Origin of the sequence: Pseudobutyrivibrio sp. MD2005 (assembly GCF_000621865.1) — a bacterium.
Taxonomy (GTDB): Bacteria; Bacillota; Clostridia; order Lachnospirales; family Lachnospiraceae; genus Pseudobutyrivibrio.
In genome coordinates, this window is the sequence record NZ_KK211358.1 from 141,886 (window position 1) to 168,358 (window position 26,473).

A 26,473-nucleotide genomic window follows, 5' to 3' on the forward strand; every position below is an offset into this window, starting at 1 on the left:
ATTTATTTAGGAGGGATATAAATATGTTACCAGAGCAGTCAATTGAATTTAGATATGACACTCAGCTTCTTATTGAAGGAGAGGATCTTGATGAGGATGCAATCAACGATTACATCACTGAGAATTTTGTTGGAGACAGCTTACTTGCTGTAGGCGATGAGGAGCTTATCAAGATTCATTACCATACAAATGAGCCATGGAAGGTACTTGAGTATTGCCGTTCACTTGGCGAGATTTATGATATCGTTGTTGAAGATATGGACAGACAGGCCAGAGGTCTTCAGGGCTAGGAGATATTATGAACAATAGCTTCATCCTTAGAGGAGGTATAGCCTTTTCTAATGGAAAGAATAATATAATTACATATAGCAAGGGCTACGTTGTTTGTGTTGATGGAGTTTGTAAAGGAGCTTTTGCAGATCTTCCTGATATGTATAAAGGATTGCGTGTATATGATTATGGCAATAATCTTATCATCCCAGGTATGTCTGATTTGCATGTTCATGCTCCACAGTACACATTCCGTGGCATAGGTATGGATGAAGAGCTTTTGGAGTGGCTTAGCAGATACACTTTCCCAGAAGAAGCTAAGTATGCCAATCTTGACTATGCAATAAAGGCCTACACTTATTTCACTGAGGATTTACGTCGATGCTTCACTACCAGAGCAGTTGTTTTTGCTACACTTCACAATGAAGCTACCATAGAGCTTATGAATCAGTTGGAAAAGACTGGTGTAATCACTTACGTTGGTAAGGTTAATATGGATAGGAACGGTGGCGAGAATTTGCAGGAAGCCAGTGCTGAGCAGTCTCTTAAGGATACTGTTGCATGGCTTGATGCTATTGCCGGCAAATACAAGAACACAATGCCAATACTTACACCAAGATTCATCCCATCATGCTCAGATGAATTGATGAGAGGCATAGGAAAGCTTTCCAAAGAAAGAGGAATTCCTATTCAGTCACATCTTTCAGAAAACAAATCCGAAATTGCCTGGGTACAGGAGCTTGTTCCAGAATCCACCTGTTATGCAAATGCATACGAAATGTTTGATACTATGGGTTCAAAGGAGCTTCCAACAATTATGGCCCACTGCGTATATTCCGACCGTTTGGAGATGCAGATTCTTAAAAAGCATGGCGCGTATATTGCTCACTGTGCTGATTCAAATATGAATCTTACATCAGGAATTGCACCTATCAAAAAGTTTTTGGATGCAGGTGTTAACATCGGACTTGGTACAGATGTTGCAGCAGGTTCATCTATGAACATGCTAAAGACGATGCTTATTTCATTACAGGCTTCCAAGATGTATTATCGCCTAGTGGATACAAGCGTAAAGCCACTTACATTTGAGGAAATGTTTTATCTTGCTACTGAAGGTGGCGGAAGCTATTTTGGCAAGGTTGGTACATTCAAGGATGGTTATGATTTTGATGCTGTAGTCATTGATGATAGCAAAATGTTTTCAATGCGCGATATGTCTGTTCGAGAGAGAATAGAGCGCATGTGTTACAATGACGCAGATGTATCAATTAGAGACAAATTTGTCAAAGGAAAAAAGATTTTTAGTGCAATTATTTAGCGCTAAATCTAATGTTAAAAAGAATTGAAAAAACTGTTAAATAAAAGTGTCTAGCATTGCCTAGACACTTTTTTAGGTGTATCTTGAAAACAGATGTTTTAGACTTTAGCAGAAAAGTAAAGCCTAGTCTGGTAATGGTATTTACGATTCCTGAAAAACTGATGTTTTTTAGGAATCTATACACATTGCCTAATTTGTATCTTATATTTTTGTGTGAAAAGTCTAAAATAGGGTTTGTGTCGGGCAAATCATGTCTGCCCGGACAAGATAAAGATAAGGAGGTGTTTTTTTGACTTTAGCAGAAAAGCTTGTAGAAGAGCTAAATTGCGAAGAGGTATTTAGCCTCCATATTGGTGGTTTTGAAATCCCAATCATGGAATCAGTTGTTGTTACCTGGATCGTAATGGCAGTGCTTATTCTCTTGGCCATTTTTTTGACTACGGGACTAAAGACACAAAACATCAGTAAAAAGCAGGCTTTTGCCGAGCTTATTTATGAGAAACTAAATGCTATAGTTGGAGCAACATTAGGTGAAGAGGGAAAGGCATATACTGGTTACCTTATCACTATACTTTTGTATATTGGTTTGTCCAACGTAATAGGATTGTTTGGTTTCAAGTCACCAACTAAGGATGTTAATGTTACAGCAGCGCTTGCACTTATGAGTATTGTGTTAGTTGAAGCTGCTGGTATTTATCAGAAAGGTGTAAAGAAATGGTTACATTCATTTGTTGAGCCAGTTGCAATAGTGACACCATTCAACATTCTTGATGTATTTACACGACCATTGTCGTTATGTATGCGACTTTTTGGTAATGTACTTGGTGCCTTTGTTATCATGGAATTACTTAAGATAGTGGTTCCACCAGTTATTCCTGCTGTATTTTCATTATACTTTGATTTGTTTGATGGATTACTTCAGGCGTATGTATTTGTATTTTTAACATCATTATATTTAAAAGAAGCAATTGAGTAGGAGGAAAAATTTATGAACACTTTAATCGCAGTTGGAGCAGGTATCGCAGTAGTAACAGGTCTTGGTGCTGGTATTGGTATCGGTATTGCAACAGGTAAGGCTTGCGAAGGTATCGCACGTCAGCCAGAAGCAGAGAGCAAGATTCAGAAGAACCTTATCTTAGGTTGTGCCCTTGCCGAGGCAACAGCTATTTACGGTTTCGTTATCGCTCTTATGATTATGTTTGTATTATAATAAACACTTTCTATTTTAAATTTAAAGGATAGGTAATAGATATGATTAACGTTTCATTTTGGAGTATTCTTTGGACAGTAGTCAATCTTCTTATCCTAGTTGTAGCTTTCAGAATTTTCTTCTTTAAGCCAATTGGTAACATTATTGCCAAGCGCCAGGAAGAAGCAAATGAGATTTATGCAAAGGCTGCAGCAAAGGAGAACGAAGCTAAAGACCTTGCAACACAGTATGAGCAGAAGGTAGCTGAGGCTGAGTCAGAGAAGAAGCAGATCATTGCTGATGCAAGAAAGAGTGCTGATACTCAGTATCAGAAAATCGTTGCTGATGCAAAGAATGATGCAAAGAACATTAAAGATGCAGCAGTAGCAGAAGCTAACCAGGAAAAGAGCAAGATCATTGCTGGTGCTAAGAAAGAGATTGCTGATATCGTTGTTGATGCAACCACAAAGGTTGTTGGTAGTAAAACAGGGGCTGAAGTTGACAGTGAACTGTTTGATGAATTTTTAGATAAAGCAGGTGAATAAAAGTGACAGAGAAATCTTTAAATTACGCCCGTGATTTACAGAATCAGCCAGAGGCTATGAATTTAATGCAGACTGCCGCTTCTATACTAGAGGCTGTACCTGCCATTGGAGAGGAATTATCTGATCCTACTGTTGCTATTGCTAAAAAGCATATAGTAATCGATAGAATTTTCCCTCTAGAAATTCGTAATTTCTTAAAGCTGTTATGTGATAATGGCGATTTCGATTTATTTAATGATGTAAACACTGCTCTCAGAGAGTCTATAGAGTCGAAGACAACTACTGTAGATAAGGCTAAGTTACGTTTTGTGACAGCACCTTCAGACGAGCAGCTTGCTGGCATCAAGGCATTCCTTGCTAAAGAATTTGGTAAGGAAATCGAGGTAGAATTAATTCAGGATTCCACATTAAAGAGTGGATTTATCCTTTCAGTTGGAACTAAAGAATACGACTGGAGCGAAAAGGGTCGTATTGAACAGCTTGCTACAAAGATTAACGCAGCAGTTGGAGTTAGTGCTGTTGACGAGAGCATTCTCTCAATCTTAAAAACAAGCGTTGAAGATTTTGAACTTCAGGCTAAAGAGCAGGAAGTTGGTATCGTAAAATGGGTTGGTGATGGTATCGCAAATGTTGACGGTATTGATCATGCATTTTATGGTGAGATTGTTATCTTTGATAGTGGTGTTAAGGGTATGGTGCAGGATGTACGTCGTGACGAAATCGGCGTTATTTTGTTTGGCCGTGACACAGAAATCAAAGAAGGCTCAAAGGTTGTTCGTACAGGTAAGATGGCAGGTCTTCCAGTTGGCGATGGCTTCTTAGGCCGTATCGTTGATGCACTTGGTTCGCCACTTGACGGAAAGGGCGAAATCCCAGCAGCAGGCTTCAGACCAGTAGAGTGCCCAGCTCCAAGTATCGTTGACAGAAAATCAGTTACTCAGCCTATGGAGACTGGTATTCTTTCAATCGATTCAATGTTCCCAATCGGACGTGGACAGCGTGAGCTTATCATTGGTGATAGACAGACAGGTAAGACATCTATTGCAACTGATACAATTATCAATCAGAAGGGCAAGGATGTTGTTTGCGTATATGTTGCCATTGGTCAGAAGGCTTCAACAATTGCCAAGCTTGTAAATACACTTAAAGAAAATGGTGCAATGGATTACACAATTATTGTCAGTGCTACAGCATCTGATCCAGCACCACTTCAGTATATTGCGCCTTATGCAGGTACAGCTTTATCTGAGTATTTCATGTATTCAGGCAAGGATGTACTCATCATCTATGATGATTTGTCTAAGCATGCCGTTGCATATCGTGCTATTTCACTTTTGCTTGAGCGTTCACCAGGACGTGAAGCATACCCAGGTGATGTTTTCTATCTTCACTCAAGATTATTGGAGAGAAGTGCGCGTATTACTGAGGAAGCAGGCGGTGGTTCAATCACAGCTCTTCCAATCATTGAGACACAGGCAGGTGACCTTTCTGCATACATTCCTACAAATGTTATTTCTATTACAGATGGTCAGATTTTCCTTGAGTCTGAGTTATTCAACGCTGGTCAGCGTCCAGCCGTAAACGTTGGTCTTTCTGTATCCCGTGTTGGTGGTGCAGCTCAGACAAAGGCTATGAAAAAGGCCGCTGGTTCAATTCGTATCGACTTGGCTCAGTATCGTGAGATGGAAGTATTTACTCAGTTCTCATCTGATCTTGATGATGCAACTAAGAAGCAGCTTGCTCATGGACGTGCTCTTATGGAGCTTCTAAAGCAGCCATTAAGTAAGCCATTTTCTATGGCACAGCAGGTTATTATTCTTGTTGCAGCAAACGCTCATATCTTCAGTGATGTTGATAGTTCTTCTATCAAGAAGTTCAGAGCAGAAATGTTAGATTATTTTGCAGCAGAGCATAATGATATTATTAGTCAGCTTAACACTTCAAAGGATTTAACAGATGATTTGAAGGAAGCCATCATCGATGCTTGTGAGGAATTTAAGAAGAATCAGGAGTAAATCATGGCAAGTACAAAGGAAATCCAAAATAGAATAAATAGTATTCAGGATACCATGAAGATTACTAGAGCCATGTACATGATGTCATCAATGAAGCTTCGCAAGGCTAAGCAAAAGCTTGCAGATACAGAACCTTTCTTCATCGGCACACAAATAGGTATTGCCGAAAACCTTGCACATTTTCCAGATATCAGACATATCTATTTTGATAACCGTGTGGAGGATGAGCAGGAGACAATCAAGAAGAGAGGTATTGTAGTATTCACAGGTGATAAGGGAATGGCTGGTGCATACAATCATAATGCAATCAAGCTTGCCCAAGAGCGTGTGAAGCAGTTCTCAAAGGATGAGTACAAGCTGTTCGTTGTAGGTGAAGTTGGTCGAGCTTTCTTTGTCAGCAATGGCTACAATGTAGATGAATCATTTAGATATTCATCAAACAACCCTACAATGCACAGAGCAAGAATTATCTCAGAGTACCTTATCGATTTATACAATAAGGAAGAACTGGATAGAATTGATGTCATCTATACAAAGATGCTGAATTCTGTTTCAGAGGAAACATGTGTTGAGCGTTTACTTCCACTTAAGACACATAAGTTCCTTAAGGAGCAGGCACAAGAAATTGCCAATGATACCGAAGGAGCAAGTAAGGCAGCTAAAGAGTTGAGTGAAGGAACGAAGCACGTACACTCAATCAACAGCTACGAGCTTGAAGCTATCCAAAATGGTGGAGACTCCTGGTATCCATTTTATCCTTCACTATCAACAGTATTAGAGAGACTTGTTCATAATCATTTCACTGCATTTATTTACGGTGCTATGGTAGAATGCTCGGCTAGTGAGGAAAATGCAAGAATGATGGCAATGCAATCTGCAACAGATAACGCAGAGGCTATGCTTCATGAATTATCAATAGAATACAATAGAGTGCGTCAATCTCAGATTACTCAGGAAATTACTGAGGTCATCGGAGGAGCGAAGGCACTTAAGAGTAAGAAAGAAAAAGGTAAGAGAGGTTAATAATGTCAGAGCTAAAAGGAAAAATCGTACAGGTTTCAGGACCTGTAGTCGATGTAGAATTTAAAGATAATGACCTACCTGCCATCAGAGATGCCCTATATGTTATGGTAGGGGATGAAAAAAGAGTAATGGAGGTCAGCCAGCATATTGGACTTGGTGTTGTAAGATGCATTATGCTTGCTCCTTCTGAAGGACTTTGTAGAGATATGGAGGTTGTTGCTACAGGTAACGGTATTGAGGTACCTGTTGGCGAACAGACTCTTGGTCGTCTTTTCAATGTATTAGGTGATACATTAGATAATGGTGAGAGCCTTGAAAATGGTGAGCACTGGAGTATCCACCGTGAGCCACCTACATTTGAGGACCAGAGCCCTGTTGTTGAGATGCTTGAGACTGGTATCAAGGTTATCGATCTTCTTGCTCCTTATGCTAAGGGTGGTAAGGTCGGCCTATTCGGTGGTGCCGGCGTAGGTAAGACAGTTCTTATTCAGGAGCTTATCCACAATATCGCTACAGAGAGCGGTGGTTATTCAATATTTACTGGTGTAGGAGAGCGTTCTCGTGAGGGTAACGATCTTTGGTCAGAGATGGGTGAGTCAGGCGTTCTTGACAAGACAGCCCTAGTGTTTGGACAGATGAATGAGCCACCTGGAGCTCGTATGCGTGTTGCTGAGACAGGTCTTACAATGGCTGAGTATTTCCGTGATGTTAAGCATCAGGACGTTCTTTTGTTCATTGATAATATTTTCCGTTTCGTACAGGCTGGTTCAGAGGTTTCAGCACTTCTTGGCCGTATGCCATCAGCTGTAGGTTATCAGCCTACACTTGCTAACGACCTTGGCGAATTGCAGGAGAGAATCGCTTCTACTAAGAACGGATCAATCACATCAGTTCAGGCTGTATATGTACCAGCCGACGATTTAACTGACCCAGCTCCAGCTACAACATTCTCACACTTGGATGCAACAACAGTTCTTTCTCGTAAGATTGTTGAGCAGGGTATTTATCCAGCTGTAGATCCACTTGAGTCTACTTCACGTATTCTTGAGCCAGATGTTTTAGGCGAAGAGCACTACAATGTTGCTCGTGGAGTTCAGGAGATTCTTCAGAAATACAAGGAATTACAGGATATCATTGCAATCCTTGGTATGGAAGAGCTTTCAGATGAAGATAAGGTTACTGTTTACAGAGCGCGTAAGGTTCAGCGTTTCTTATCACAGCCTTTCTCAGTTGCAGAGAACTTTACAGGTGTTAAGGGCCAGTTTGTACCTGTACACGAGACAGTAAAGGGCTTCAAGGCAATCCTTAATGGTGAGATGGATGAGTATCCAGAGGCAGCATTTTTCAATGTAGGTACAATTGAGGATGTTAAGGCAAAAGCAGCTGCACTTGCAAAGGAGTAGCTTATGGCAACATTATATAATCTAAAAGTAACTGCATGCGACGGCGTCTTTTATGATGGGGATTGCGAAATCTTGGTTTTGCCTGGTATTGATGGACAGTTGGCTATTTTAGCTCATCATGAAACTTTCACTGGTGTAGTAGAAATAGGTGAGCTGCGTTTCAAAGATGGTGAAGGCCAGTGGCATTACGCAGTAATATCTGATGGATTGATTACCGTTTATGGGGATGGCTCAGTGAAGATACTTGCATATTCTTGTGAGCGACCAGAAGACATTGATGAATTCCGTGCACAGGAAGCTTTAGAGCGTGCCCAAGAGCAACTCCAGCAGAAACAAAGCCGCATAGAATACGAGATTTCTACCGCAAATATGGCACGTGCTATGGCACGACTTAAGAGCGTTAGTAGAGGTAAATAAATCATTAAAAAAACTGCCAATTTTTTGGCAGTTTTTTGTTGCTTTTAGAACGTCATTATGATATATTATTCTTCGTCGATGAGCCGACGTCGAGGCGGTAGATTTTAATCGAAACCTTGATAACAAGCGGGTGTGGCGGAATTGGCAGACGCGCTAGATTTAGGTTCTAGTGGGCGACCGTGCAGGTTCAAGTCCTGTCACCCGCATTATCTCACATACATCTGTATGTGAGATTTCTTTTTTTCATTTACTATCATTTCGATAGTGGTTTCAATTGTGAAATCGACTTAAAAGAAACAGAATAAGATAGAAAAAGAAGCTAACATATTTAGGTGTTAGCTTCTTTTTTGATAATTGGCATTATTTAACTGTTCGTTTAATAGCTTCGCACATGACATGATTTGCTAGAGTGCCTACAGCATCGAGTGTTGCTGAGACATCACCTAAGGACATGGCATAGATGCTGTCGCCGTCCATAGATGTGTGGATAGGGCGAATGCAGCGGGCATAACCATCGTGTGTCATGCCTGCTAGCTTGCAAAGCTGAGTTTTGTTGAATTTAGCATTGGTTAATACGATGCCGATGGTAGTGTTGGCTGCAAAATCTGTCTGTGGTGCATTAAGCATTTCATACATCATTTCTTCGCAGGAAACATCATTTAAGGCTGAGCCATCCTCGGTGCGGATGCCGGCAATCATTTTGCCAGTCTTGTAGTCATAAATATCACCAATGGCATTGGTGCATACAATTGCTCCCACCTTTAATTCTCCAATTTGTACAGCATAGCTTGCTATTCCTGTTTTGGTGCATCTTTCCATTCCAAGTAGCTTGCCTACAGTAGCGCCACAGCCTGCACCATAATCTCCAGCTTTAAAATTACCACCTGCCCCTTCGAAAGCAGCAGTGGCAGCTTTGTATCCCATTTCTTTATCAGGGTATATATTAGAAGCTTTGTATCCCAAATCAAAAATGTCTGATTGGCAGACAAGAGGCACAACAACATCCCCAACAGGGAAGCCTATACCATGTTCGGATAAATATTTCATAACACCGCCAGCGGCATCTAGGCCAAAGGCTGAACCACCACCTAATACTACAGCGTGAACAATGTCTGCAGCAGCAAGTGGGTCCATAAGTCCTGACTCGCGACTGGCAGGCCCACCACCGCGTATATCTAAACCACAAGGTGCGCTGTCAGGAGCAATGATAACTGTCACACCTGTACCAGCAGCTTCATTTTCAGCTTGTCCAATTTTGACATTCCCAATATCAGTTATATTGATTTCTTGCATAAACCTCCTCCTTATAAGCTTTTTCTTAATAATACATCATATATGAATAAATAGAAATATTTTTGAAAATGGTGTTGACAGGGATATATCACTAGTGTACTATCTATATAGTACACTAGTGAATGAGGTTAGGAGGAGTATTTATGCAATATGATTCAAAATTGCCTATTTATTTACAAGTAATTAATGCTATCAAAATGGATATCATTAATGAACGCATTAAATGTGGTCAAAAGCTGCCATCCAACCGAGAGTTAGCTGTTACATACACAATCAACCCAAACACAGCAGCCAGAGTTTATCAGGAGCTAGAACGTGAGGGTGTGTGCTTTACCAGACGTGGCATGGGCACATTTGTAACAGAAGACGAGACAATAATTAAGGACATACGAACTCAAATGGCAGATGAAGCTATTGTGGAATTCCTAAAGAAAATAAATGAACTTGGAATTTCTGTAGAAGAGGCTGTTAACATGATCAGACAAAGGGAGGAATAAGATTTATGTTAGAAAGTATACAAATCACAAAGAAATTTGTAGGAAAAACAGCAGTAGATGGTATTTCAATGCGACTAGAGCAGGGACATATTTATGCCTTACTTGGCCCAAATGGAAGTGGTAAGACCACTTGGATGAAGATGGTGTCAGGCTTGATTAAGCCTACCTCTGGTGAAATCAGATATAATGGAAATCTCATAGGTATTGGCACTAGAAAAGAAATCGCTTACATGTCAACAGAACCATATTTCTATAATTGGATGACAGTTGAAAACGTAGGTAAGTACTATCAGGATTTCTTCGATGATTTTTCAATGGATAGATACAATCTTATGATTCAGAATATGGATTTAACAGGGAAGCTCAAAGTTAAATCTCTTTCATCAGGTATGATGGCAAAGCTTAAGGTTGCAGTTACAATGGCACGCGACGCAAAGATTTATCTTCTTGATGAGCCTTTAAATGGAATCGATCTTTTAGCTAGAGATGCTGTTATGAATATGATTTTGCAGGCAGCATCAAATGATAAGACACTTATTATCTCAAGCCACCTGGTAGAAGAGCTGGAGACAGTTGTTGATAAGGCTATCTTTATTAAAGAATCACATCTTGCTGGAGTTTATGATGTGGAAGCTCTTAGAGTTTACGATAACATTTCATTGGCTGATAAATACCGTGAAGTATTTTCTAACGTAAGTATGGGAGGTGTAAGATAATGGGAAATCTTATTAAATATGAATTTAGAAAGACAATGGCTTTAAAAGGAATTATCCTTGTTATTACTGCAATTTTTGAAGCAATGTTTCTTATTGGAATTGGGGCTGATGATGAAGATATGATTGGGCTTTCAGTGGGACTATTAACCCTTGCAACATTCTTTGGTGTGTTAATCATTGGTGTTTTTGGAATCTATACACTTAGTAAGGATTTGAATACAAAACGAAGCTATATGCTTTTTATGACACCACACAGCAGCTATTCAATACTTGGCGCAAAGCTTATTGAGAATGCAACTTCCATTTTCTTAGGCGGATTGTTTTTTATTCTCCTTGCTGTTGTAGATTTTACTACATTGGCTGCACATTATGGAGAGGTTGATGAATTTTTTAGATTACTGCGAATGTTTTTTAATATAAATATAGAGACATCTGATTGGATTGTGATGGGATTGGAAACTCTTTCTTCATGGACATATGTTGTTGTCGTAGGATTTTTTGCAGTTATAGTTTGCGCAAGTTTGTTGAATGGAAGAAAGTTTAATGGGTTAATTAGCTTTTTAATCTTCATATTTATATGTATTATATTTGGAAAAATACATCATGCGTTTCTAGAGGGTATTTTTGGTGATATATTAACCTACTCTTTTGAAGCTGTTATGTTCAGCATATTCTACTACATTATGCTCTCATGCATTATGTACGTAATTTCTGCATGGATTATGGATAATAAACTGTCTGTCTAAATATAAAAAATATATTAAAAAGCAAGGTGAGATATTTACTTTGCTTTTTAATAAGTCTAAACTAACTTCAAATGGATTAGTTTAGAGGGACACATTTTACGGAGGATGAACAATTGAAGGTATTGAAAAAGTTTGGAAGCTTTTTTAAGAGAATCGGAGGTTTTCTTAAAAAGCATCTTAAGTTAGTAATTATTCTTGCGATTATTCTCGCGATTGTGCTATTTGTACGCCACAAGGTTAAGGTGGCTCAGGAAGCTATGCTTGCAGCCGCTAATGAGCCAGTTACTGCAGAAATCAAGAAGATGGATTTGCAGCAGTCGGTAGCCGTAACAGGAACACTTACTGCCAACGATACAAAGACAGTTACATCCACGATTGGAGGATCTGGAATCACTGGTATCAAGGTAGAAAAGGTTAATTATCACGAAGGTGATTATGTTGAGGCAGGCACTGTTGTAGTTGAGTTTGATGGCGATGATTACGATAGAAAGCTTGTAGAGCTTAATGCTCAGAACAATATCGATAATCTTCAGAGTGCAAAGGATATCTCTGATTATCAGCAGAAGATTGTAGATGCTCAGAAGGAAATCGACGACTTACAGAAGGACATCAACGAAGATCAGGAATGGCTTGATAAGAATGCTGTTTATTATCAGGATATAAAGGATGCCTTCGAGAATGGCCAGAAGGATGCATACAATGGTGAGACTCAAAGATATTTAGAGCAGAGTGCTATTGTTCAAGAGCGTTATGGATTTACAATCGAAAGCTATGAGGCTAAGCAAAAGGCACTTGATAAGAACAAGGACACTATCAAGACCTTGCAGGATTCTATCGCAAGCTACGAAAAGTTAATCGAAATCGGAGAGCTTAAGCAGAGCTACGCCCAGAATTATTCTCAGGTAGATGCTAAGGATGATATATACGAGAGTATGGAAAAGACACAGGTTTCAGCTCCTATTTCTGGTTATATCATTACAATGAACGTTGAAGCGGGAAATAACTATACACAGGGTAATACCGTATTTACGATAGCAGATACAAGCCAGTTTGTAGTAGAGGCAACAGTTAATGAATATGATGTAGCGAACATCAAGCAGGAATTGCCAGCAAACATCAAATTTGAAGCTACAGGAGATGAGGAATTCCCAGGAACAGTTACATTTGTTTCTGTTGCTTCAGAAGGAACAATCTCTGGTTCAAGTACAGCACCGGTATCAGGATACTCTAATACAACGTCAACAAATATGTCAGGAACTGCTACATACAAAATCAAGATTAAGCTTGATGAAAATGATGAAAGACTTAGAGTTGGTATGACAGCAAAGGCAAGTGTAGTGCTTGATTCTGTTTCTAATGTACTTGCTGTTCCTTATGATTGCGTCCAGACTGATGACAATGGCAAGACTTTTGTAACTGTCATTGAAAAAGATGGCACAAAGAAAGATATCGATGTGAAAAAAGGCCTAGAGAGCGACTATTATGTTGAAATCAGTGGTGAGGGCCTTAAGGAAGGTATGACAGTAGAGGCAATCGTAACAGATGCTCCAAGTACAGATGTTATGGATTACATCACAGACTACGAGGAGTACTAGGATATTAAGGAGGAAACAGTGGCAGATTCAAATATAATGCTTGACCTTCGCGATATCCATAAAAGCTTTTTTATTGGCACTCCAAATGAGTTTGAAGTTTTGCATGGTGTTAATTTCACGGTAAACAAAGGTGAATTTGTATCCATTGTAGGACAGTCTGGTTCAGGTAAATCCACACTGATGAATATCATCGGCGCATTGGATAGACCTACATCCGGAGAATATACTCTTGATGGAGTAGATATTGAGAAGGCAAAGGATCATGAGCTTTCAGCTCTTAGAAATAAAAAAATCGGGTTCGTATTTCAGACCTACAACCTAATAGCTCGTACAAATGCGTTGAAAAATGTGGAGCTCCCTATGATGTATGCAGGAATGGGGCGTGGAGAGAGAACGGACCGTGCAAAGATGCTTCTTGAAGAAGTTGGAATGAAAGACAGAATGCATCACAATCCCGATGAGCTTTCAGGTGGTCAGAAACAACGTGTGGCTATTGCACGTGCTATGGCAAATGACCCGGCAATTATCCTTGCTGATGAGCCTACAGGTGCGTTAGATTCGGCTACAGGTAGAATGATTATGGATATTTTCCATAAGCTTCATGAAGAGCAGGGCAAGACAATCGTACTTATTACTCACTCTCCAGAATTATCACAGGAAACAGAGCGTATTATCACTCTAAAGGATGGCGATATTATCGGTCAGGCCCAGGGACACTGGGATAAAAAAGCAGGGGAGGTGGTGTAATGTTATTTACAGAAAATGTCCTCGTTGCTTTAGCTGGTCTTAAAGCGAATATAATGCGTTCGCTTTTGACAATGCTTGGAATTATCATTGGTATAGCATCTGTTATTGCAATCATGACAGTTGGTAATTCTATCACTTTGATTGTTAACACCACCATGCAGGATCTTGGTGCAAACAACCTTGAAATGGGTGTAATGCAGAAATCTGTTGATAAAGAAACTACAGATTCTGGTGCCAGCTACGGTGCTGGATATGTTCGTGATATGACCGATCAAGATCTTATCACAGAAGACATGGTTACAGCTTTCAGACAGGAGTATCCAGATGATGTAAAATATATCATTCGACAGGAAAGTGTTGGTGATAAGGGAACTGTCTCAAGAGGAAACAAAAATGCCAATGTAAAAATAGTTGGATATAACAATGATTATTTCCATTTCAAAGATATAAAGCTTCAAGACGGCCGTCAGTTTTTGAACCAGGATTTTGAAAATCATAAAAAGGTCTGTCTTGTAACAGATAAGCTTGTTGAAAGAGTTTTTGACGGAGATAGTGATGCTGCCCTTGGTCAGGAAATCGAGGTTAATATTTCCGGAACATATTATAGCTACTATATTGTAGGTGTATATGAGTATGTTCAGGATCAATTCTCTTTTGGTGTTTCTGACAACCCAACTACAGAATTGGTTATCCCTTATGAGACTGCAAGATATCAGAATCATAACCAAAATAAGGGTGATTATTATTTCACTATAGTTACATCCGTCAATACAAATAATGACGAGTTCGCTACAAAAGTAAGAGACTTCTTCAATGTGAACTATTACGCTAGAAATGATGCCTATGAAGTTATGGTTATCAGTATGTCATCAATGATGGATTCCATGAATTCGATGATTGGAACAATCCAACTAGCGCTTTCAGTTATTGCAGGAATATCTCTTGTTGTTGGTGGTATCGGCGTTATGAACATAATGCTTGTATCTATCACAGAGCGTACCAAGGAAATCGGTACAAGAAAAGCGCTCGGTGCAACCAATGGCTCAATCAGATTGCAGTTCATTACAGAATCTGTTGTAATCTGTTTGATTGGTGGTGTAATAGGTATTGCCCTTGGTGTGGCTTTAGGCTTGCTTGCAGTTAAGCTTATGGGTTACTCAGGACTTGTATCAGTGGAAAGTATCATCATAGCTGTAGGTTTTTCTATGGCAATCGGTGTATTCTTTGGATACTATCCAGCCAATAAGGCTGCCAAGCTTAATCCTATCGATGCACTTCGATACGAGTAAAATCATCAAAATTGCTTGTTATGTGATGAGTATTTGATGGGTTATGTGAACAAAAACTGAATAATTCTGAATCCTATGTGGAATCGGTTTACTTGTAAGATAAATCCTCCTATAGTATGTAAAGTCGACGTGAGTATTACATATTATCAGGAGGATTTTATTATGTCCAAAGAGACTACGAAGGAAGAAAAAAAAGCCTGGAAAACTAAAAAGGTTTTTTGGCAAAATTGGAAGATTTATAAAGGGGCATAAACTGCTTTGTATTATTTTACTGATATTGATTGCGGTAGGTGCATTTGTTGGCAAGAAATTCTTAGTGAAGGCTAAGCCATCAGATAAAGATGAGCAGACAACTCTTACAACCGCAGTTGAGGTGATGGACTTGCAGTCATCGGTAAGTGTTACTGGAACACTTGCTGCAGGTCAGTCACAAAGCGTGACATCTACTGTCGCTACAGGTACTGAGGTTGCAGCAGTATACTATTCCGTTGGTGATTACGTTGAAGCAGGAGCGGTTGTTGTTGAGTTTGACGCTGATGACTACGCAACAAAGCTTGCGGAGCTAAATGCAAAGTACAACATCACTGATAAGAAGAACGCTAAAGAATTGCAGGATTATTTAGATGAAATAGAAGATTATCAGGAAGAGATGACAGAAATTCAGGAATGGCTGGATGAATACGAAATCTATTATCTTGATGTGAAGGATGCATATGAGAATTATCAGAAGTATCCATATTCAGATGAAAAATCCAGATATGAAACACAGGCAGCGGCTGTAAAATCTCTGTATGGATTTACTATGGAAGATTATGAATCTAAGGAGGACGAGCTAGAAGAGCTTCAAGATAAAATTGAGGAAGCTCAGTACAATTATGAGCTGGCTCAGTTGCAGCAGGAGTATGATACCACCTACACAAAGAGTGATGAGTATGAGTCGGTAACAGAAAGCCAGTCTGGAACACAGGTTGTTGCACCATTTTCTGGATATATTACAGCAATCAATGTGGAGGAAGGTAACAACTATACACAGGGTAATACCGTATTTACGATATCGAATACAGACTCTTATGTAGTTGAGGCAACAGTTGACGAGTATGATATAGCATCTCTTTCAGAAGGGCTGTCAGCGGTTGTAAAGTTCGATGCAACTGATGATGAAGAATTTACAGGTACACTTACATACGTTGCTGTCACATCTGATTCTACAACAACTTCATCCAGCTCATCATCTAACTCTAACTCGGGAGGAAGTAGTTCATCTAGCAGTTCCTCAGCAAGCTATGAAGTAAAAATCACACTTGATGATACAGACGATAGACTTAGAGTTGGTATGACTGCTAAAGCATCAGTAATCTTAGAATCTGCAGAAGGAGCATTTGCAGTTGCTTACGATTGCGTTGAAACTGATTCAGATGGAAATAGCTATGTTACAGCTGTGGATGATGAAGGAAATGAGACAAAGGTAACTGTCACACTTGGACTTGAAAGTGATTATTATGTACAGATTATAAGCGATGATTTATACGAAGGAATGCTTGTAAAAGCTACAGCTTCTAGCACAACCAAAAGCTCAGATGATTCAGCAGGAGATATGATGATGAATATGGGCGGTGGCCAAGGCGGAAACATGGGCGGCGGTCAAGGCGGCCCAGGCGGCGGTGGCCAGGGTGGCCCAGGTGGCGGATTCTAGGAGGTGTGATATGGCAGCAGGAGATATTATGTTAGATCTTCGTGATATACACAAAAGCTTTTTTATAGGTACACCTAATGAGTTCGAAGTACTTCATGGAGTTAATTTTTCAGTCCGCGAGGGTGAGTTTGTTTCAATTGTAGGTCAGTCTGGCTCAGGAAAATCTACATTGATGAACATTATTGGAGCCCTAGATAGGCCAACAAGCGGCGAATATACTTTGGACGGAGTGGATATCGAAAAAGCAAAAGATCACGAGTTATCGATTCTTAGAAATAAAAAAATCGGATTTGTTTTTCAGACTTACAATCTTATTGCCCGAACCAACGCAATCAAAAATGTTGAACTACCAATGATGTATGCAGGTGTAGGTCGTGCAGAGCGAAACGAGCGAGCAAAGATGCTATTAGAGCAAGTGGGCATGACAAACCGAATGATTCACAATCCTGATGAATTATCAGGTGGCCAGAAACAGCGTGTGGCAATTGCCAGGGCTATGGCCAATGACCCAGCAATTATACTGGCAGATGAGCCAACAGGAGCTCTAGATTCTGCCACTGGACGTTTAATAATGGACATTTTCCATAGATTGCATGAGGAGCAGGGAAAAACAATAGTTTTAATAACCCACTCCCCAGAGTTATCGCAGGAGACAGAACGCATAATTACTTTACGAGACGGCGACATCAAAGGGGAGACGGCTGGTCGCTGGGAAGAGATAAAGGAGGGACTTGCATGTTAATACTTGAAAATGTCCTTCTTGCTCTAGCCGGACTGAAGTCAAATATAATGCGTTCTCTTCTGACGATGCTTGGAATTATTATTGGTATAGCCTCAGTTATTGCAATTATGACTGTTGGTAATTCTATCACCGTAATGGTAAACACCCAGATGCAGGAGATGGGGGCTAACAACCTTACTGTAGGTGTTTCAGCTAAAAGTACCTCTGAGGAGACTACTTCATCTGGTTTGCACTTTGGAGCCGGCAACAGGCGAACCATGGATACAGATGACTATATGACAGATGATATGCTTGATTCATTTTTAGAAGAGTATGGCAGTAACGTCAAATACACCTTGCTAGAATCTTCCGTAGGTTCCGGAACAGCCATCGATGGAGATTTATATGCCTATGTTAACATCATCGGCTACAACCAGGACTACATGGATTACACTGATTTGGATATGCTTGCAGGACGTTCATTTATCGACAAGGACTATGAGAATGCCCAAAAGGTGTGTATTGTATCCGACTACTTTGTTAACAACATGTTTGATGGTGACGCCAATGCTGCTCTTGGCTCTGCAGTGGAGATAAGCATTAGTGGAAAATACTACACTTATTACATAGTAGGTGTGTATCAGTATGATGCCAGCACCTGGTCTAGCGATTCAACAGAAGATACCACTACAGATTTTTATATTCCATTTGATACAGCACGCAACCAGCTTCACACTTCAAATGAAGGCTATTCTAGCATCACCTTAGTTACTACAATCGACACAGATTCGGAAGCATTTGCCGATACAGTGGAAAGCTACTTTAACACCATGTTTTATTCAAACAACGAGGACTACGAGGTGACTGTTACAAGCATGGCCAGCATGATTGAATCAATGACTACCATGATAGGCACCATAGAACTGGCCCTTGCCATTATCGCAGGTATATCCCTTGTAGTCGGTGGTATAGGCGTTATGAACATTATGCTTGTATCTATCACAGAACGTACAAAGGAAATAGGAACCAGAAAAGCTCTTGGTGCCACAAACGGTTCAATCCGTTTGCAGTTTATTACTGAATCCGTAGTAATCTGCATAATGGGTGGCCTAATAGGCATAATCTTTGGTGTAGCTCTTGGTTCCATTGCTGCAACCTACATGGGATATTCAGCATCAGTATCTGTCATCGCCATTGTGATAGCCGTAGGCTTCTCCATGGCCATCGGAGTCTTCTTTGGATACTACCCAGCTAACAAGGCCGCAAAGCTCAACCCAATCGAAGCCCTCCGCTACGAATAAAATTGTGCCATTCACAGCTGTGTCTGTTGGGCTCCGCCCCCTCATGGATGCCGTGGCCCACCCTCACCCGTGCCAGGCTGACCGCCCACTCTTTGCGCATTGCAAGAATATTGTGTTTTTCTAATGGGCCATTTATGCATCTTTAATTTACATGTGTCTTTTGCAGGCCTGTACAATTTTGAAAAAGGTTTTTGGGTGGCGGACACACAGCTTAATACTATTTGTACTTCTTAGGCTGAAGGGGACTTGGTTGATTTTGGAGCGAGCTTAGTAACATAAAAGCAGGTTTTGCAATATATAGGTATGCGCTGCCATGGACGGCAGCGCAAGTGGTCACTTAAAACACGATGTTGAATGTGCCACGGTACCTATATATGCAAAACCTGCTTTGTCATGTTACTTAGCAAGCGGAATATGAAACCAAGTCCCCTCAGCCTGAGAAGTACATAAAAAGCTCCAGTGTCCGCCACCTGAAAAACATTTTTCAAAATGGTTCATTCCGCAACAAGACACATGTGCGATGCATAAATTTGGCCCATAAGAAAAACAGCTATATTCGCAAAATCACGCAAAGAGTGGGCGGTCAGCCTAGCACGGGTGGTGGGCCGCGGCATCCATGAGGGGGCGGGCTGTTTTATAATCGCTGTGAATGGCAACAATTTAACATTTTTTTAAGAATTTTGACCTTGCTTTTGCGAGGTCTTTTTGACATATTAGAAATAGATAGACATGTGGAGGTGAATGATGAGAAACATAAAGAATAAGCCTTGGTATTCTCTTACAGTATCGATATGTATAGGAGTTATTTTGTTTGTGGTGCTATTAAGGTTTTCTAGCGTTTTATCTGCAGTGGGAACCTTTTTGGGGTTTTTCTCAACTATATTTTTGGGCGCTATTATTGCGTATATTATTAATCCACTGGCTATGTTTTATAGACGGAAGATTTTTGGAAAGCTGAAGAATGAGAAGCTGAAGGCTACATTTGGGAATACACTAGCTTTTATGACGGTGATTGCCTTTTTGATGATGGTATTGCTTCTTGTGGTTCCACAGCTTGTGGATAGTATAAGTATGTTTGCGAAGAATTTTAATGGGTATGTAAAGAGCCTTGAAAAGACTTTGGAAATCATAGGGATGTCATCAGTTGTAGATTTAGATGATTTAATATCTTCATCTACAGAGATTCTTGATTACATGGCAACTTACGTGACAGATAATATGGGCACAATACTTTCAACTACAGCAAATATTGGCTCATCTATGGGGCATTTCTTTATAGCGCTGCTGTTGTCTATGTATTTCTTGGCAGGCAAAGATAATCTTAAGAAGGGTGGAGCAAGATTTTTAAAGGCTGTATTTAAAGAGAATTATCCAGAGGTTAGACATTTCATAAAAAGAAGTGATGAGATATTAAATTGCTATATCGTTTTTAATCTTATTGATGCCATTATTGTAGGTATCGTAAATGCGATATTCATGACGGTGATGGGAATGCCTTATGTGGGATTGGTATCCATTATCGTTGCGCTTACAAATATCATTCCAACCTTCGGACCATTTGTTGGAGGCGCAATTGGGGCATTTTTCCTATTATTGGTTGAGCCTTGGTATGCTGCAGCATTTTTGATTTTCGTATTAGTGCTTCAGACTATAGATGGCTATATTTTAAAGCCAAAGTTATTTGGAGATTCTCTTGGAGTATCAGGGCTATGGATTTTGATTGGCGTGGTAGCCTTGGGAAGTATGTTTGGTATGATAGGCGTTTTGCTTGCAATACCGGGAGTGGCTATTTTAGATATGGTTTACCATGAATATGTTTTAGCTTTTCTAGAAAGAGAAGATGTTGAAGAAGTAGAAGAAGACATAAAAAAAGAGGATTAAATCCTCTTTTTGCAAACATCATTAAGACAGCATCTGTCGCAATATGGGGCAGTGCGAGCGGTACAAATTGCACGACCATGATCCACCAGTCGATGGCATAATTCATTGCCTTCCTCTGGTGGAATTATTTTTCTAAGGGCCATTTCGACCTTCGTTGGCTCTTTTATATTGTCCACAAGTCCGATTCGATTTGATAATCTGATGGCATGAGTGTCGGTGACTATGGCAGGCAACTTAAATACATCACCTAAAATAAGATTGGCAGATTTTCTGCCTACGCCTGGTAGAGCCAGTAAATCTTCCATAGTATTTGGAACCTGACAATGATAGACATCTCTTAACATTTTCATACAGCCGACGATATCTTTCGCTTTTGACTTGCCAAGTCCACAAGGCCGCACAATAGCTTCAACCTCGTTTACATCAGCGTCAGCAATAGCTTCGATAGTGGGAAACTTTGCATAGAGCTTAGGGACAATTTCGTTGACTCTGGCGTCGGTACACTGAGCGGCAAGGCGAACAGATACTAAAAGCTTCCATGCTTCGTCGTAGTCCAATGTACAATCGCTATATGGATATTCTTTTTTTAATCTTTCAATTACGATAAGTGCTAATTCTTTTTTTCTCATGAAAGTATTATAACATGTCCGCCATGTAAAATGCCTTCCCTTTTGTCTGTATTAACTAAAATTTAGAAAGAAGAATTGGTATTGTTCGATTGAAATGATAAGTCTTCTATGGTACAATCGCATTGTTTGTGAGAATCTTTAGTATAGGAGATTTTTTATGGAAAATTATAAGTCAGAATTTATAGAGTTTATGGTGGAGGCAGATGTCCTTAAGTTTGGTGATTTCACACTAAAGTCAGGGCGTAAGTCTCCTTTTTTTATGAATGCAGGTGCCTATGTTACAGGCAGCCAGCTTATGCGCTTAGGCGAGTATTATGCTAAGGCTATCCACGAAGCATACGGAGAGGATTTCGATGTTCTTTTTGGTCCAGCATACAAGGGTATTCCACTTGCAGTTATCACAGCAGAGGCTTTTTATAAGCTTTATGGCAAGGAAGTAAAATACTGCAGCAATCGTAAGGAAGAGAAGGACCATGGAGCAGATAAGGGCTCTTTACTTGGTTACAATATTCAGTCTGGCGATAGAGTTGTTATGATTGAAGACGTGACAACATCTGGAAAGAGCATGGAAGAGACAGTGCCAATCGTTAGATCACAGGGCGATGTTACAATCGTTGGTCTTATGGTTTCGCTTAATCGCCAGGAGGTAGGTCTTTCAGGAGATACAAGCAAGACTGCTCTTGATGAAGTTGCAGATACATACGGCTTTAAGACTGGTGCAATTGTTTCCATGTCAGAGGTTGTTGAGCACCTTTACAATCGTCAGTGCCAGGGCAGAGTCGTTATCGATGATGAGATGAAGTCACGCATTGATGCTTATTATAAGGAGTACGGAGTTAAATAATGGCACGAGGACGTAAAAGAAGACGCAGTTCATATGGTAATCAGCTTAAGGCCCTGCCTATAGAGGCTATGTATGCTTCTGGGGTGTCCCTTTTTACGTTGTTTTTGCATGTGATAATAATCATTATTGCGGTTTACCTTGCAGGTGAGACACCAAAGTGGCTTGGTGGCATTGGCACCCTGGGATTTATCGCAGCGGCAGTCGCCTTGATATTCAACATCAGGCAGATGAGCACCAAGACAGAGTTTAAATATCGATTGATTTGTTTGGGAGTTAGCTCATTTGTAATGATTGTTTGGATGAGTACTCTTATTATTGGACTTGTTAGAGGATAGATTTATGAGTAAGACATTTTATCAAGAATCAGATGATATAATGGAACGCTTCGAGCTTGCTACAGAGCGAATCTCTACTATCAAAGATGATAGAGATTTGCCTGAAAAGTTACAGCAGTATTTTATAGAAGTAGCAGAGTTTATAATGACTGTTCTTTCTGTTATGAATAAGGCAATATCAGGAAGCTTAAGTGAGCGCTCACTAGAAGAGTGCGAGAGGGACAATGCAGCTATCTTTGGGATTTATGCCAAGGACAGATACGAAAAAAGCTTTTTATGTCCTACATACGCAGCTGCTCAGTTGGGACAGGAATTAGGTGGACCTTTATCTGCGGTTTTCTACGAGGTTACAGGCATTATTGCAGCGGCATTTGCAGGTCGTACAGATAGATTCACTATCTACCTGGAGCTTTTCCTTCAGATATATGGCGAGTGCCAGATGGAAGAGGAAGATAAATATCGCAGAGAAAGCATCATAGATGCTCTTTATTCGTTTAAGCATGATTATAGCCAGCTGTTTATTTCAGAGCAAGTTATAAGCATGATTGATTCAGAATATGATTTCTACAGCAATATCATCATGAAGGATGATTTGTCTGATGATAGATATATGTACAAGTATGGAATGTACATTGGCCCTAATGAAAGACAGATTGCAGCTCATCTTCGTAGCCTTCCAAAGGAAGATGTGGTAGCCATGGCTCGCACCTACGTGGATGGATATATCAAAGGGTTTGAGGTATGTGGCAAGGACATTTCCATTAAAGAGACAGTTGGAGTTGAATCACCTGTAGGCTTTGAGCTTATGACCCGTGAAGCAATTCGCTTGTTTAATGAGGCAGGGCTTTCTTGTACAGTTAGATTTGGTGGCACAACAAGCCGTAATCTTTATTCTACTGTTCCAAACAAACAGTGCTTATACGATCACAAGGACGATAGAGCATATTATTGGGATAAGGGTATGGCTGATAGAATGCTTGAAGTTCTTAAGAATACATACGAAAAACATAAAGAGCTTGCTGCTGTTTTTGGCGGCCCTGCGGTCATCGAAACATTTGGCGAGGCGCCTTTCGAGCCAGCCAATTTCGAAGCAAATGCCAAATACACTGACAAGCAGAATGAAATCAATGTTTATTATGCAAGTCAGAGTGGACAGATTACAAACGAATATATCCATGGTGAGGAGCGCAGCTTTACTATTATTGCTTATCCAATCCCAGAAATCGGCAAGGATTTCAACGAAATCTTCAATGAGACTGTAGCTGTTAACAGAATGGATTACGATTTATATAAGAACATTCAGCAGCACATTATTGATGTGCTTGACCAAGGTGAAAGTGTTCATATCACAGGCCGTGGTGATAATCATACTGATATTGTTGTAAAGCTTCATCATTTAGATGATCCAGCTCATCAGACTAATTTTGAAAATTGCGTAGCAGATGTTAACATTCCAGTTGGGGAGGTGTTTACATCACCAGTGCTTGAAGGTACAAATGGTGTGCTTCACGTGACTCAGGTCTACTTAAATGAGCTTTGCTACAAGAATCTTGAGTTAAAGTTTGAGGATGGTAAGATTGCGTCATACACATGTAGCAATTTTGAATCTGAAGAAGAGAATAAAAAATTCATATATGACAATGTATTGTTCAAGCATGACACACTTCCAATGGGTGAATTTGCAATTGGAACAAACACAAGAGCTTACGTTATGGGACAGAAGTATGGCATAGCTGACAAGCTACCTATTTTGATAGCAGAAAAGACTGGGCCACACTTTGCAGTGGGAGATACATGCTATTCTCACGCAGAAGATGTTCCAATGTATAATCCAGATGGTAAAGAATGTATAGCTAGGGATAATTCCTGCTCTATTCTTAGAAATGAAGATATCTCAAAGGCATATTTTAACTGCCATACAGATATAACCATACCTTATTATGAGCTTGGTGACATCACCGTACTTTGCGCCGATGGTCGAAAGCTACCCGTCATCGTAGATGGCAAGTTCGTGGTAGAAGGCACCGAAGAGCTTAATAAGGTATTAGAACAAGTATAAATAGCCAGTAGGTAACAAGCTATTAGGTTTCTTAAGCGGAGCTTTCCATGCGAAGCGTAGAAACACTAATGCTTGTTGCCGTAACTGGCGAGAGAACAACTAGGAGGATATGTAATGGCAAAAGTAAGTATTGTTATGGGAAGCGATAGCGACATGCCTGTAATGGCTAAAGCGGTGGAAATCCTTGAGAGATTTGGCGTGGATTATGAGATGCGAATTATCTCAGCTCATAGGGAGCCGGATATCTTTGTTGAGTATGCAAAGACTGCAAAGGACCGTGGGGTTCAGTGCATCATCGCAGGCGCAGGTAAAGCAGCACATCTTCCTGGTATGTGTGCGGCTATTTTTGAAGGGCCAGTTATTGGTATCCCTATGAAGACTAGCGATTTAGGTGGGGTGGATTCCCTTTATTCGATTGTTCAGATGCCTACAGGTGTACCTGTAGCTACAGTGGCTATTAATGGTGGAGCAAACGCAGGTATCCTTGCGGTTAAAATGCTTGCCATGACAGATTCTGCACTTGCGTCTAAATTACACGATTTCATCGTAGAGCAGAAGGAACAGGTGGAGTCTAAGGATTCACGTTTGCAGCGTGATGGTTATAAAGCGTTTTTATCATGATGTAAATATAAGAAACTCTTGCATTATTCAAGGGTTTCTTTTTATTTAATATTTAAAAAGAGCTAGCACTCGTTAAAATTGGCGAGCGCTAGCAGGGAAGTATCGCGCCGTGCAAGGAGGGGGACCCCCACGCCGGCGGGGGAGGTTCCCTTGCACGAGTGCGAGGGGTGCCCTGCGGGAGCATGAAAAATATGGATGTGCTAGCGGACTAAGGTAAAGAAAAAGGAGAGAAACATGGATTACAAGAGTTCAGGAGTGGATATTGAGGCAGGATATGAGTCAGTGGAGCTCATGAAGAAGTTTGTGAAGGGCACTATGAGACCAGAGGTTCTTGGTGGTCTTGGCGGATTTTCAGGCGCTTTTGACTTGAGCGCAATTAAGAATATGGATGAGCCAGTGCTTTTATCTGGTACAGATGGCTGCGGTACAAAGGTTAAGCTTGCATTTTTAATGGATAAGCATGACACAATCGGTATTGACGCAGTTGCAATGTGCGTAAATGACGTTGCATGTGCAGGTGGCGAGCCACTTTTCTTCCTTGATTACATTGCTTGTGGTAAGAATATCCCAGAGAAGATTGCAACAATCGTAAGTGGTGTTGCTGAGGGTTGTAAGCAGTCTGGCTGCGCCCTTGTAGGTGGTGAGACAGCAGAGCACCCAGGCCTTATGCCTGAGGAAGAGTACGATCTTGCAGGCTTTGCAGTAGGTATCGTTGATAAGAAGGACATCATCACAGGTAAGGAATTAAAGGATGGCGATGTTCTTATTGGTATGGCATCAACAGGTGTTCATTCAAATGGTTTCTCTCTTGTTCGTAAGATTTTCGAAATGACAAAGGAAAGTCTTGATACATATTATGATGAACTTGGCTGCACTCTTGGTGAGGCACTTATTGCTCCAACACGTATTTACGTTAAGGCTCTTAAGGCTGTAAAGGATGCAGGTGTACGTGTAAAGGCTTGCTCACATATTACAGGTGGCGGATTCTACGAGAATATTCCACGTATGCTTCCAGAAGGCAAGCGTGCAGTTGTAGAGAAGAACTCATACGAAGTACCAGCTATCTTCAAGCTTATGGCTAAGAAGGGTAACGTAGATGAGCAGATGATGTACAACACATACAACATGGGTCTTGGTATGATTGTTGCTGTTGATCCAGCTGACGTTGATAAGACAATGGAAGCTATGCGCTCAGCAGGCGATACACCTTACGTAGTAGGTAAGATTGTAGACGGTGAAAAGGGCGTAGACTTGGTATAATCATAAATAAGGTGACTTCTAGTTAACAATCTCAAAGTTTAATGAATGAGACATGTGGTCGAATGA

26 protein-coding genes and 1 tRNA gene are annotated in these 26,473 nt (G+C 40.4%); 25 read left to right on the plus strand and 2 right to left on the minus strand.

What is annotated here, in order from left to right:
• Positions 1 to 23 precede the first annotated feature (23 nt).
• The 10 genes from T498_RS0110460 to T498_RS0110505 all read left to right on the plus strand — a co-directional run bounded on the left by T498_RS0110460 (position 24) and on the right by T498_RS0110505 (position 8,386).
• Positions 24 to 290, plus strand: coding sequence for a hypothetical protein (locus tag T498_RS0110460; protein WP_028235864.1), 267 nt, complete (start codon positions 24 to 26; stop codon positions 288 to 290).
• 8 nt (positions 291 to 298) lie between these two features.
• Positions 299 to 1,588: an amidohydrolase family protein gene (locus tag T498_RS0110465; RefSeq protein ID WP_028235865.1), complete on the plus strand. Its 1,290-nt coding sequence runs from the start codon at positions 299 to 301 to the stop codon at positions 1,586 to 1,588.
• A gap of 289 nt (positions 1,589 to 1,877) precedes the next feature.
• Positions 1,878 to 2,564, plus strand: a complete 687-nt coding sequence (locus T498_RS0110470; RefSeq protein WP_028235866.1) for a F0F1 ATP synthase subunit A — start codon at positions 1,878 to 1,880, stop codon at positions 2,562 to 2,564.
• A 12-nt stretch (positions 2,565 to 2,576) separates the two neighbouring features.
• On the plus strand, positions 2,577 to 2,798 hold the full coding sequence (gene atpE / locus T498_RS0110475) for an ATP synthase F0 subunit C (protein ID WP_015548814.1): 222 nt from the start codon (positions 2,577 to 2,579) through the stop codon (positions 2,796 to 2,798).
• A gap of 41 nt (positions 2,799 to 2,839) precedes the next feature.
• Positions 2,840 to 3,322, plus strand: a complete 483-nt coding sequence (locus T498_RS0110480) for an ATP synthase F0 subunit B (protein ID WP_028235867.1) — start codon at positions 2,840 to 2,842, stop codon at positions 3,320 to 3,322.
• A 2-nt stretch (positions 3,323 to 3,324) separates the two neighbouring features.
• Positions 3,325 to 5,337, plus strand: coding sequence for a F0F1 ATP synthase subunit alpha (atpA, locus tag T498_RS0110485; protein ID WP_028235868.1), 2,013 nt, complete (start codon positions 3,325 to 3,327; stop codon positions 5,335 to 5,337).
• A gap of 3 nt (positions 5,338 to 5,340) precedes the next feature.
• Positions 5,341 to 6,360, plus strand: a complete 1,020-nt coding sequence (gene atpG / locus T498_RS0110490; RefSeq protein WP_028235869.1) for an ATP synthase F1 subunit gamma — start codon at positions 5,341 to 5,343, stop codon at positions 6,358 to 6,360.
• A 2-nt stretch (positions 6,361 to 6,362) separates the two neighbouring features.
• Positions 6,363 to 7,763 carry a F0F1 ATP synthase subunit beta gene (atpD, locus tag T498_RS0110495; RefSeq protein WP_028235870.1) on the plus strand — a complete coding sequence of 467 codons (1,401 nt, stop codon included), beginning with the start codon at positions 6,363 to 6,365 and terminating at the stop codon, positions 7,761 to 7,763.
• 3 nt (positions 7,764 to 7,766) lie between these two features.
• On the plus strand, positions 7,767 to 8,180 hold the full coding sequence (gene atpC, locus T498_RS0110500; protein WP_028235871.1) for an ATP synthase F1 subunit epsilon: 414 nt from the start codon (positions 7,767 to 7,769) through the stop codon (positions 8,178 to 8,180).
• Between the two features lie 126 nt (positions 8,181 to 8,306).
• Positions 8,307 to 8,386, plus strand: a tRNA-Leu gene (locus tag T498_RS0110505).
• Positions 8,387 to 8,540: 154 nt separating this feature from the next.
• Here the strand turns inward: T498_RS0110505 and T498_RS0110510 are convergent.
• Positions 8,541 to 9,473 (minus strand): P1 family peptidase, encoded by a 933-nt coding sequence (locus T498_RS0110510; RefSeq protein WP_028235872.1) that lies wholly within the window; start codon positions 9,471 to 9,473, stop codon positions 8,541 to 8,543.
• A gap of 143 nt (positions 9,474 to 9,616) precedes the next feature.
• Here T498_RS0110510 and T498_RS0110515 point away from each other — a divergent pair, with 143 nt between their 5' ends.
• The 10 genes from T498_RS0110515 to T498_RS15585 all read left to right on the plus strand — a co-directional run bounded on the left by T498_RS0110515 (position 9,617) and on the right by T498_RS15585 (position 20,659).
• Positions 9,617 to 9,970: a GntR family transcriptional regulator gene (locus T498_RS0110515; RefSeq protein ID WP_028235873.1), complete on the plus strand. Its 354-nt coding sequence runs from the start codon at positions 9,617 to 9,619 to the stop codon at positions 9,968 to 9,970.
• A 5-nt stretch (positions 9,971 to 9,975) separates the two neighbouring features.
• Complete coding sequence (locus T498_RS0110520; protein ID WP_028235874.1) at positions 9,976 to 10,686, plus strand: ABC transporter ATP-binding protein; 711 nt, start codon at positions 9,976 to 9,978, stop codon at positions 10,684 to 10,686.
• A complete protein-coding gene (locus T498_RS0110525) occupies positions 10,686 to 11,432 on the plus strand; it encodes a hypothetical protein (RefSeq protein ID WP_028235875.1) in 747 nt (248 codons plus the stop codon). Before T498_RS0110520 ends, T498_RS0110525 begins: the two co-directional genes overlap by 1 nt.
• Positions 11,433 to 11,545: 113 nt before the next feature.
• Positions 11,546 to 13,027 (plus strand): efflux RND transporter periplasmic adaptor subunit, encoded by a 1,482-nt coding sequence (locus tag T498_RS0110530; RefSeq protein WP_028235876.1) that lies wholly within the window; start codon positions 11,546 to 11,548, stop codon positions 13,025 to 13,027.
• Positions 13,028 to 13,063: 36 nt separating this feature from the next.
• Positions 13,064 to 13,774 (plus strand): ABC transporter ATP-binding protein, encoded by a 711-nt coding sequence (locus T498_RS0110535; RefSeq protein ID WP_036978421.1) that lies wholly within the window; start codon positions 13,064 to 13,066, stop codon positions 13,772 to 13,774.
• Positions 13,774 to 15,063, plus strand: a complete 1,290-nt coding sequence (locus tag T498_RS0110540; RefSeq protein WP_028235878.1) for an ABC transporter permease — start codon at positions 13,774 to 13,776, stop codon at positions 15,061 to 15,063. The genes T498_RS0110535 and T498_RS0110540 overlap by 1 nt, the downstream gene beginning before the upstream one ends.
• Before the next feature lie 316 nt (positions 15,064 to 15,379).
• The gene (locus tag T498_RS0110550) at positions 15,380 to 16,756 is read left to right on the plus strand and encodes an efflux RND transporter periplasmic adaptor subunit (RefSeq protein WP_155951058.1); all 1,377 of its coding nucleotides are present in this window, start codon (positions 15,380 to 15,382) and stop codon (positions 16,754 to 16,756) included.
• Between the two features lie 10 nt (positions 16,757 to 16,766).
• Positions 16,767 to 17,498: an ABC transporter ATP-binding protein gene (locus T498_RS15580; RefSeq protein ID WP_036978381.1), complete on the plus strand. Its 732-nt coding sequence runs from the start codon at positions 16,767 to 16,769 to the stop codon at positions 17,496 to 17,498.
• A complete protein-coding gene (locus T498_RS0110560; protein ID WP_028235880.1) occupies positions 17,492 to 18,778 on the plus strand; it encodes an ABC transporter permease in 1,287 nt (428 codons plus the stop codon). Before T498_RS15580 ends, T498_RS0110560 begins: the two co-directional genes overlap by 7 nt.
• Before the next feature lie 744 nt (positions 18,779 to 19,522).
• Positions 19,523 to 20,659 (plus strand): AI-2E family transporter, encoded by a 1,137-nt coding sequence (locus T498_RS15585; RefSeq protein ID WP_051524714.1) that lies wholly within the window; start codon positions 19,523 to 19,525, stop codon positions 20,657 to 20,659.
• Here the strand turns inward: T498_RS15585 and T498_RS0110570 are convergent.
• Positions 20,656 to 21,288 carry an endonuclease III domain-containing protein gene (locus T498_RS0110570; RefSeq protein WP_028235881.1) on the minus strand — a complete coding sequence of 211 codons (633 nt, stop codon included), beginning with the start codon at positions 21,286 to 21,288 and terminating at the stop codon, positions 20,656 to 20,658. The genes T498_RS15585 and T498_RS0110570 overlap by 4 nt on opposite strands.
• A gap of 157 nt (positions 21,289 to 21,445) precedes the next feature.
• Here T498_RS0110570 and pyrE point away from each other — a divergent pair, with 157 nt between their 5' ends.
• The 5 genes from pyrE to purM all read left to right on the plus strand — a co-directional run bounded on the left by pyrE (position 21,446) and on the right by purM (position 26,407).
• On the plus strand, positions 21,446 to 22,132 hold the full coding sequence (gene pyrE / locus T498_RS0110575) for an orotate phosphoribosyltransferase (protein WP_028235882.1): 687 nt from the start codon (positions 21,446 to 21,448) through the stop codon (positions 22,130 to 22,132).
• Positions 22,132 to 22,467 (plus strand): hypothetical protein, encoded by a 336-nt coding sequence (locus T498_RS0110580; protein ID WP_028235883.1) that lies wholly within the window; start codon positions 22,132 to 22,134, stop codon positions 22,465 to 22,467. Before pyrE ends, T498_RS0110580 begins: the two co-directional genes overlap by 1 nt.
• Positions 22,468 to 22,471: 4 nt before the next feature.
• Complete coding sequence (locus tag T498_RS0110585; RefSeq protein ID WP_028235884.1) at positions 22,472 to 24,526, plus strand: aminopeptidase; 2,055 nt, start codon at positions 22,472 to 22,474, stop codon at positions 24,524 to 24,526.
• Positions 24,527 to 24,640: 114 nt separating this feature from the next.
• Positions 24,641 to 25,147, plus strand: coding sequence for a 5-(carboxyamino)imidazole ribonucleotide mutase (gene purE, locus T498_RS0110590; RefSeq protein WP_028235885.1), 507 nt, complete (start codon positions 24,641 to 24,643; stop codon positions 25,145 to 25,147).
• A 234-nt stretch (positions 25,148 to 25,381) separates the two neighbouring features.
• Positions 25,382 to 26,407, plus strand: a complete 1,026-nt coding sequence (gene purM, locus T498_RS0110595) for a phosphoribosylformylglycinamidine cyclo-ligase (RefSeq protein WP_028235886.1) — start codon at positions 25,382 to 25,384, stop codon at positions 26,405 to 26,407.
• Positions 26,408 to 26,473: the final 66 nt, after the last annotated feature.

Bases quoted from the DNA above. Each gene is read 5' to 3' on its own strand.
- T498_RS0110460 (WP_028235864.1), top strand. From the start codon at position 24: ATGTTACCAGAGCAGTCAATTGAATTTAGATATGACACTCAGCTTCTT.
- T498_RS0110465 (WP_028235865.1), top strand. From the start codon at position 299: ATGAACAATAGCTTCATCCTTAGAGGAGGTATAGCCTTTTCTAATGGA.
- atpE (WP_015548814.1), top strand. From the start codon at position 2,577: ATGAACACTTTAATCGCAGTTGGAGCAGGTATCGCAGTAGTAACAGGT.
- T498_RS0110480 (WP_028235867.1), top strand. From the start codon at position 2,840: ATGATTAACGTTTCATTTTGGAGTATTCTTTGGACAGTAGTCAATCTT.
- atpG (WP_028235869.1), top strand. From the start codon at position 5,341: ATGGCAAGTACAAAGGAAATCCAAAATAGAATAAATAGTATTCAGGAT.
- atpD (WP_028235870.1), top strand. From the start codon at position 6,363: ATGTCAGAGCTAAAAGGAAAAATCGTACAGGTTTCAGGACCTGTAGTC.
- atpC (WP_028235871.1), top strand. From the start codon at position 7,767: ATGGCAACATTATATAATCTAAAAGTAACTGCATGCGACGGCGTCTTT.
- T498_RS0110510 (WP_028235872.1), bottom strand. From the start codon at position 9,473: ATGCAAGAAATCAATATAACTGATATTGGGAATGTCAAAATTGGACAA.
- T498_RS0110515 (WP_028235873.1), top strand. From the start codon at position 9,617: ATGCAATATGATTCAAAATTGCCTATTTATTTACAAGTAATTAATGCT.
- T498_RS0110520 (WP_028235874.1), top strand. From the start codon at position 9,976: ATGTTAGAAAGTATACAAATCACAAAGAAATTTGTAGGAAAAACAGCA.
- T498_RS0110525 (WP_028235875.1), top strand. From the start codon at position 10,686: ATGGGAAATCTTATTAAATATGAATTTAGAAAGACAATGGCTTTAAAA.
- T498_RS0110535 (WP_036978421.1), top strand. From the start codon at position 13,064: ATGCTTGACCTTCGCGATATCCATAAAAGCTTTTTTATTGGCACTCCA.
- T498_RS0110540 (WP_028235878.1), top strand. From the start codon at position 13,774: ATGTTATTTACAGAAAATGTCCTCGTTGCTTTAGCTGGTCTTAAAGCG.
- T498_RS15580 (WP_036978381.1), top strand. From the start codon at position 16,767: ATGGCAGCAGGAGATATTATGTTAGATCTTCGTGATATACACAAAAGC.
- T498_RS0110560 (WP_028235880.1), top strand. From the start codon at position 17,492: ATGTTAATACTTGAAAATGTCCTTCTTGCTCTAGCCGGACTGAAGTCA.
- T498_RS15585 (WP_051524714.1), top strand. From the start codon at position 19,523: ATGAGAAACATAAAGAATAAGCCTTGGTATTCTCTTACAGTATCGATA.
- T498_RS0110570 (WP_028235881.1), bottom strand. From the start codon at position 21,288: ATGAGAAAAAAAGAATTAGCACTTATCGTAATTGAAAGATTAAAAAAA.
- pyrE (WP_028235882.1), top strand. From the start codon at position 21,446: ATGGAAAATTATAAGTCAGAATTTATAGAGTTTATGGTGGAGGCAGAT.
- T498_RS0110580 (WP_028235883.1), top strand. From the start codon at position 22,132: ATGGCACGAGGACGTAAAAGAAGACGCAGTTCATATGGTAATCAGCTT.
- T498_RS0110585 (WP_028235884.1), top strand. From the start codon at position 22,472: ATGAGTAAGACATTTTATCAAGAATCAGATGATATAATGGAACGCTTC.
- purE (WP_028235885.1), top strand. From the start codon at position 24,641: ATGGCAAAAGTAAGTATTGTTATGGGAAGCGATAGCGACATGCCTGTA.
- purM (WP_028235886.1), top strand. From the start codon at position 25,382: ATGGATTACAAGAGTTCAGGAGTGGATATTGAGGCAGGATATGAGTCA.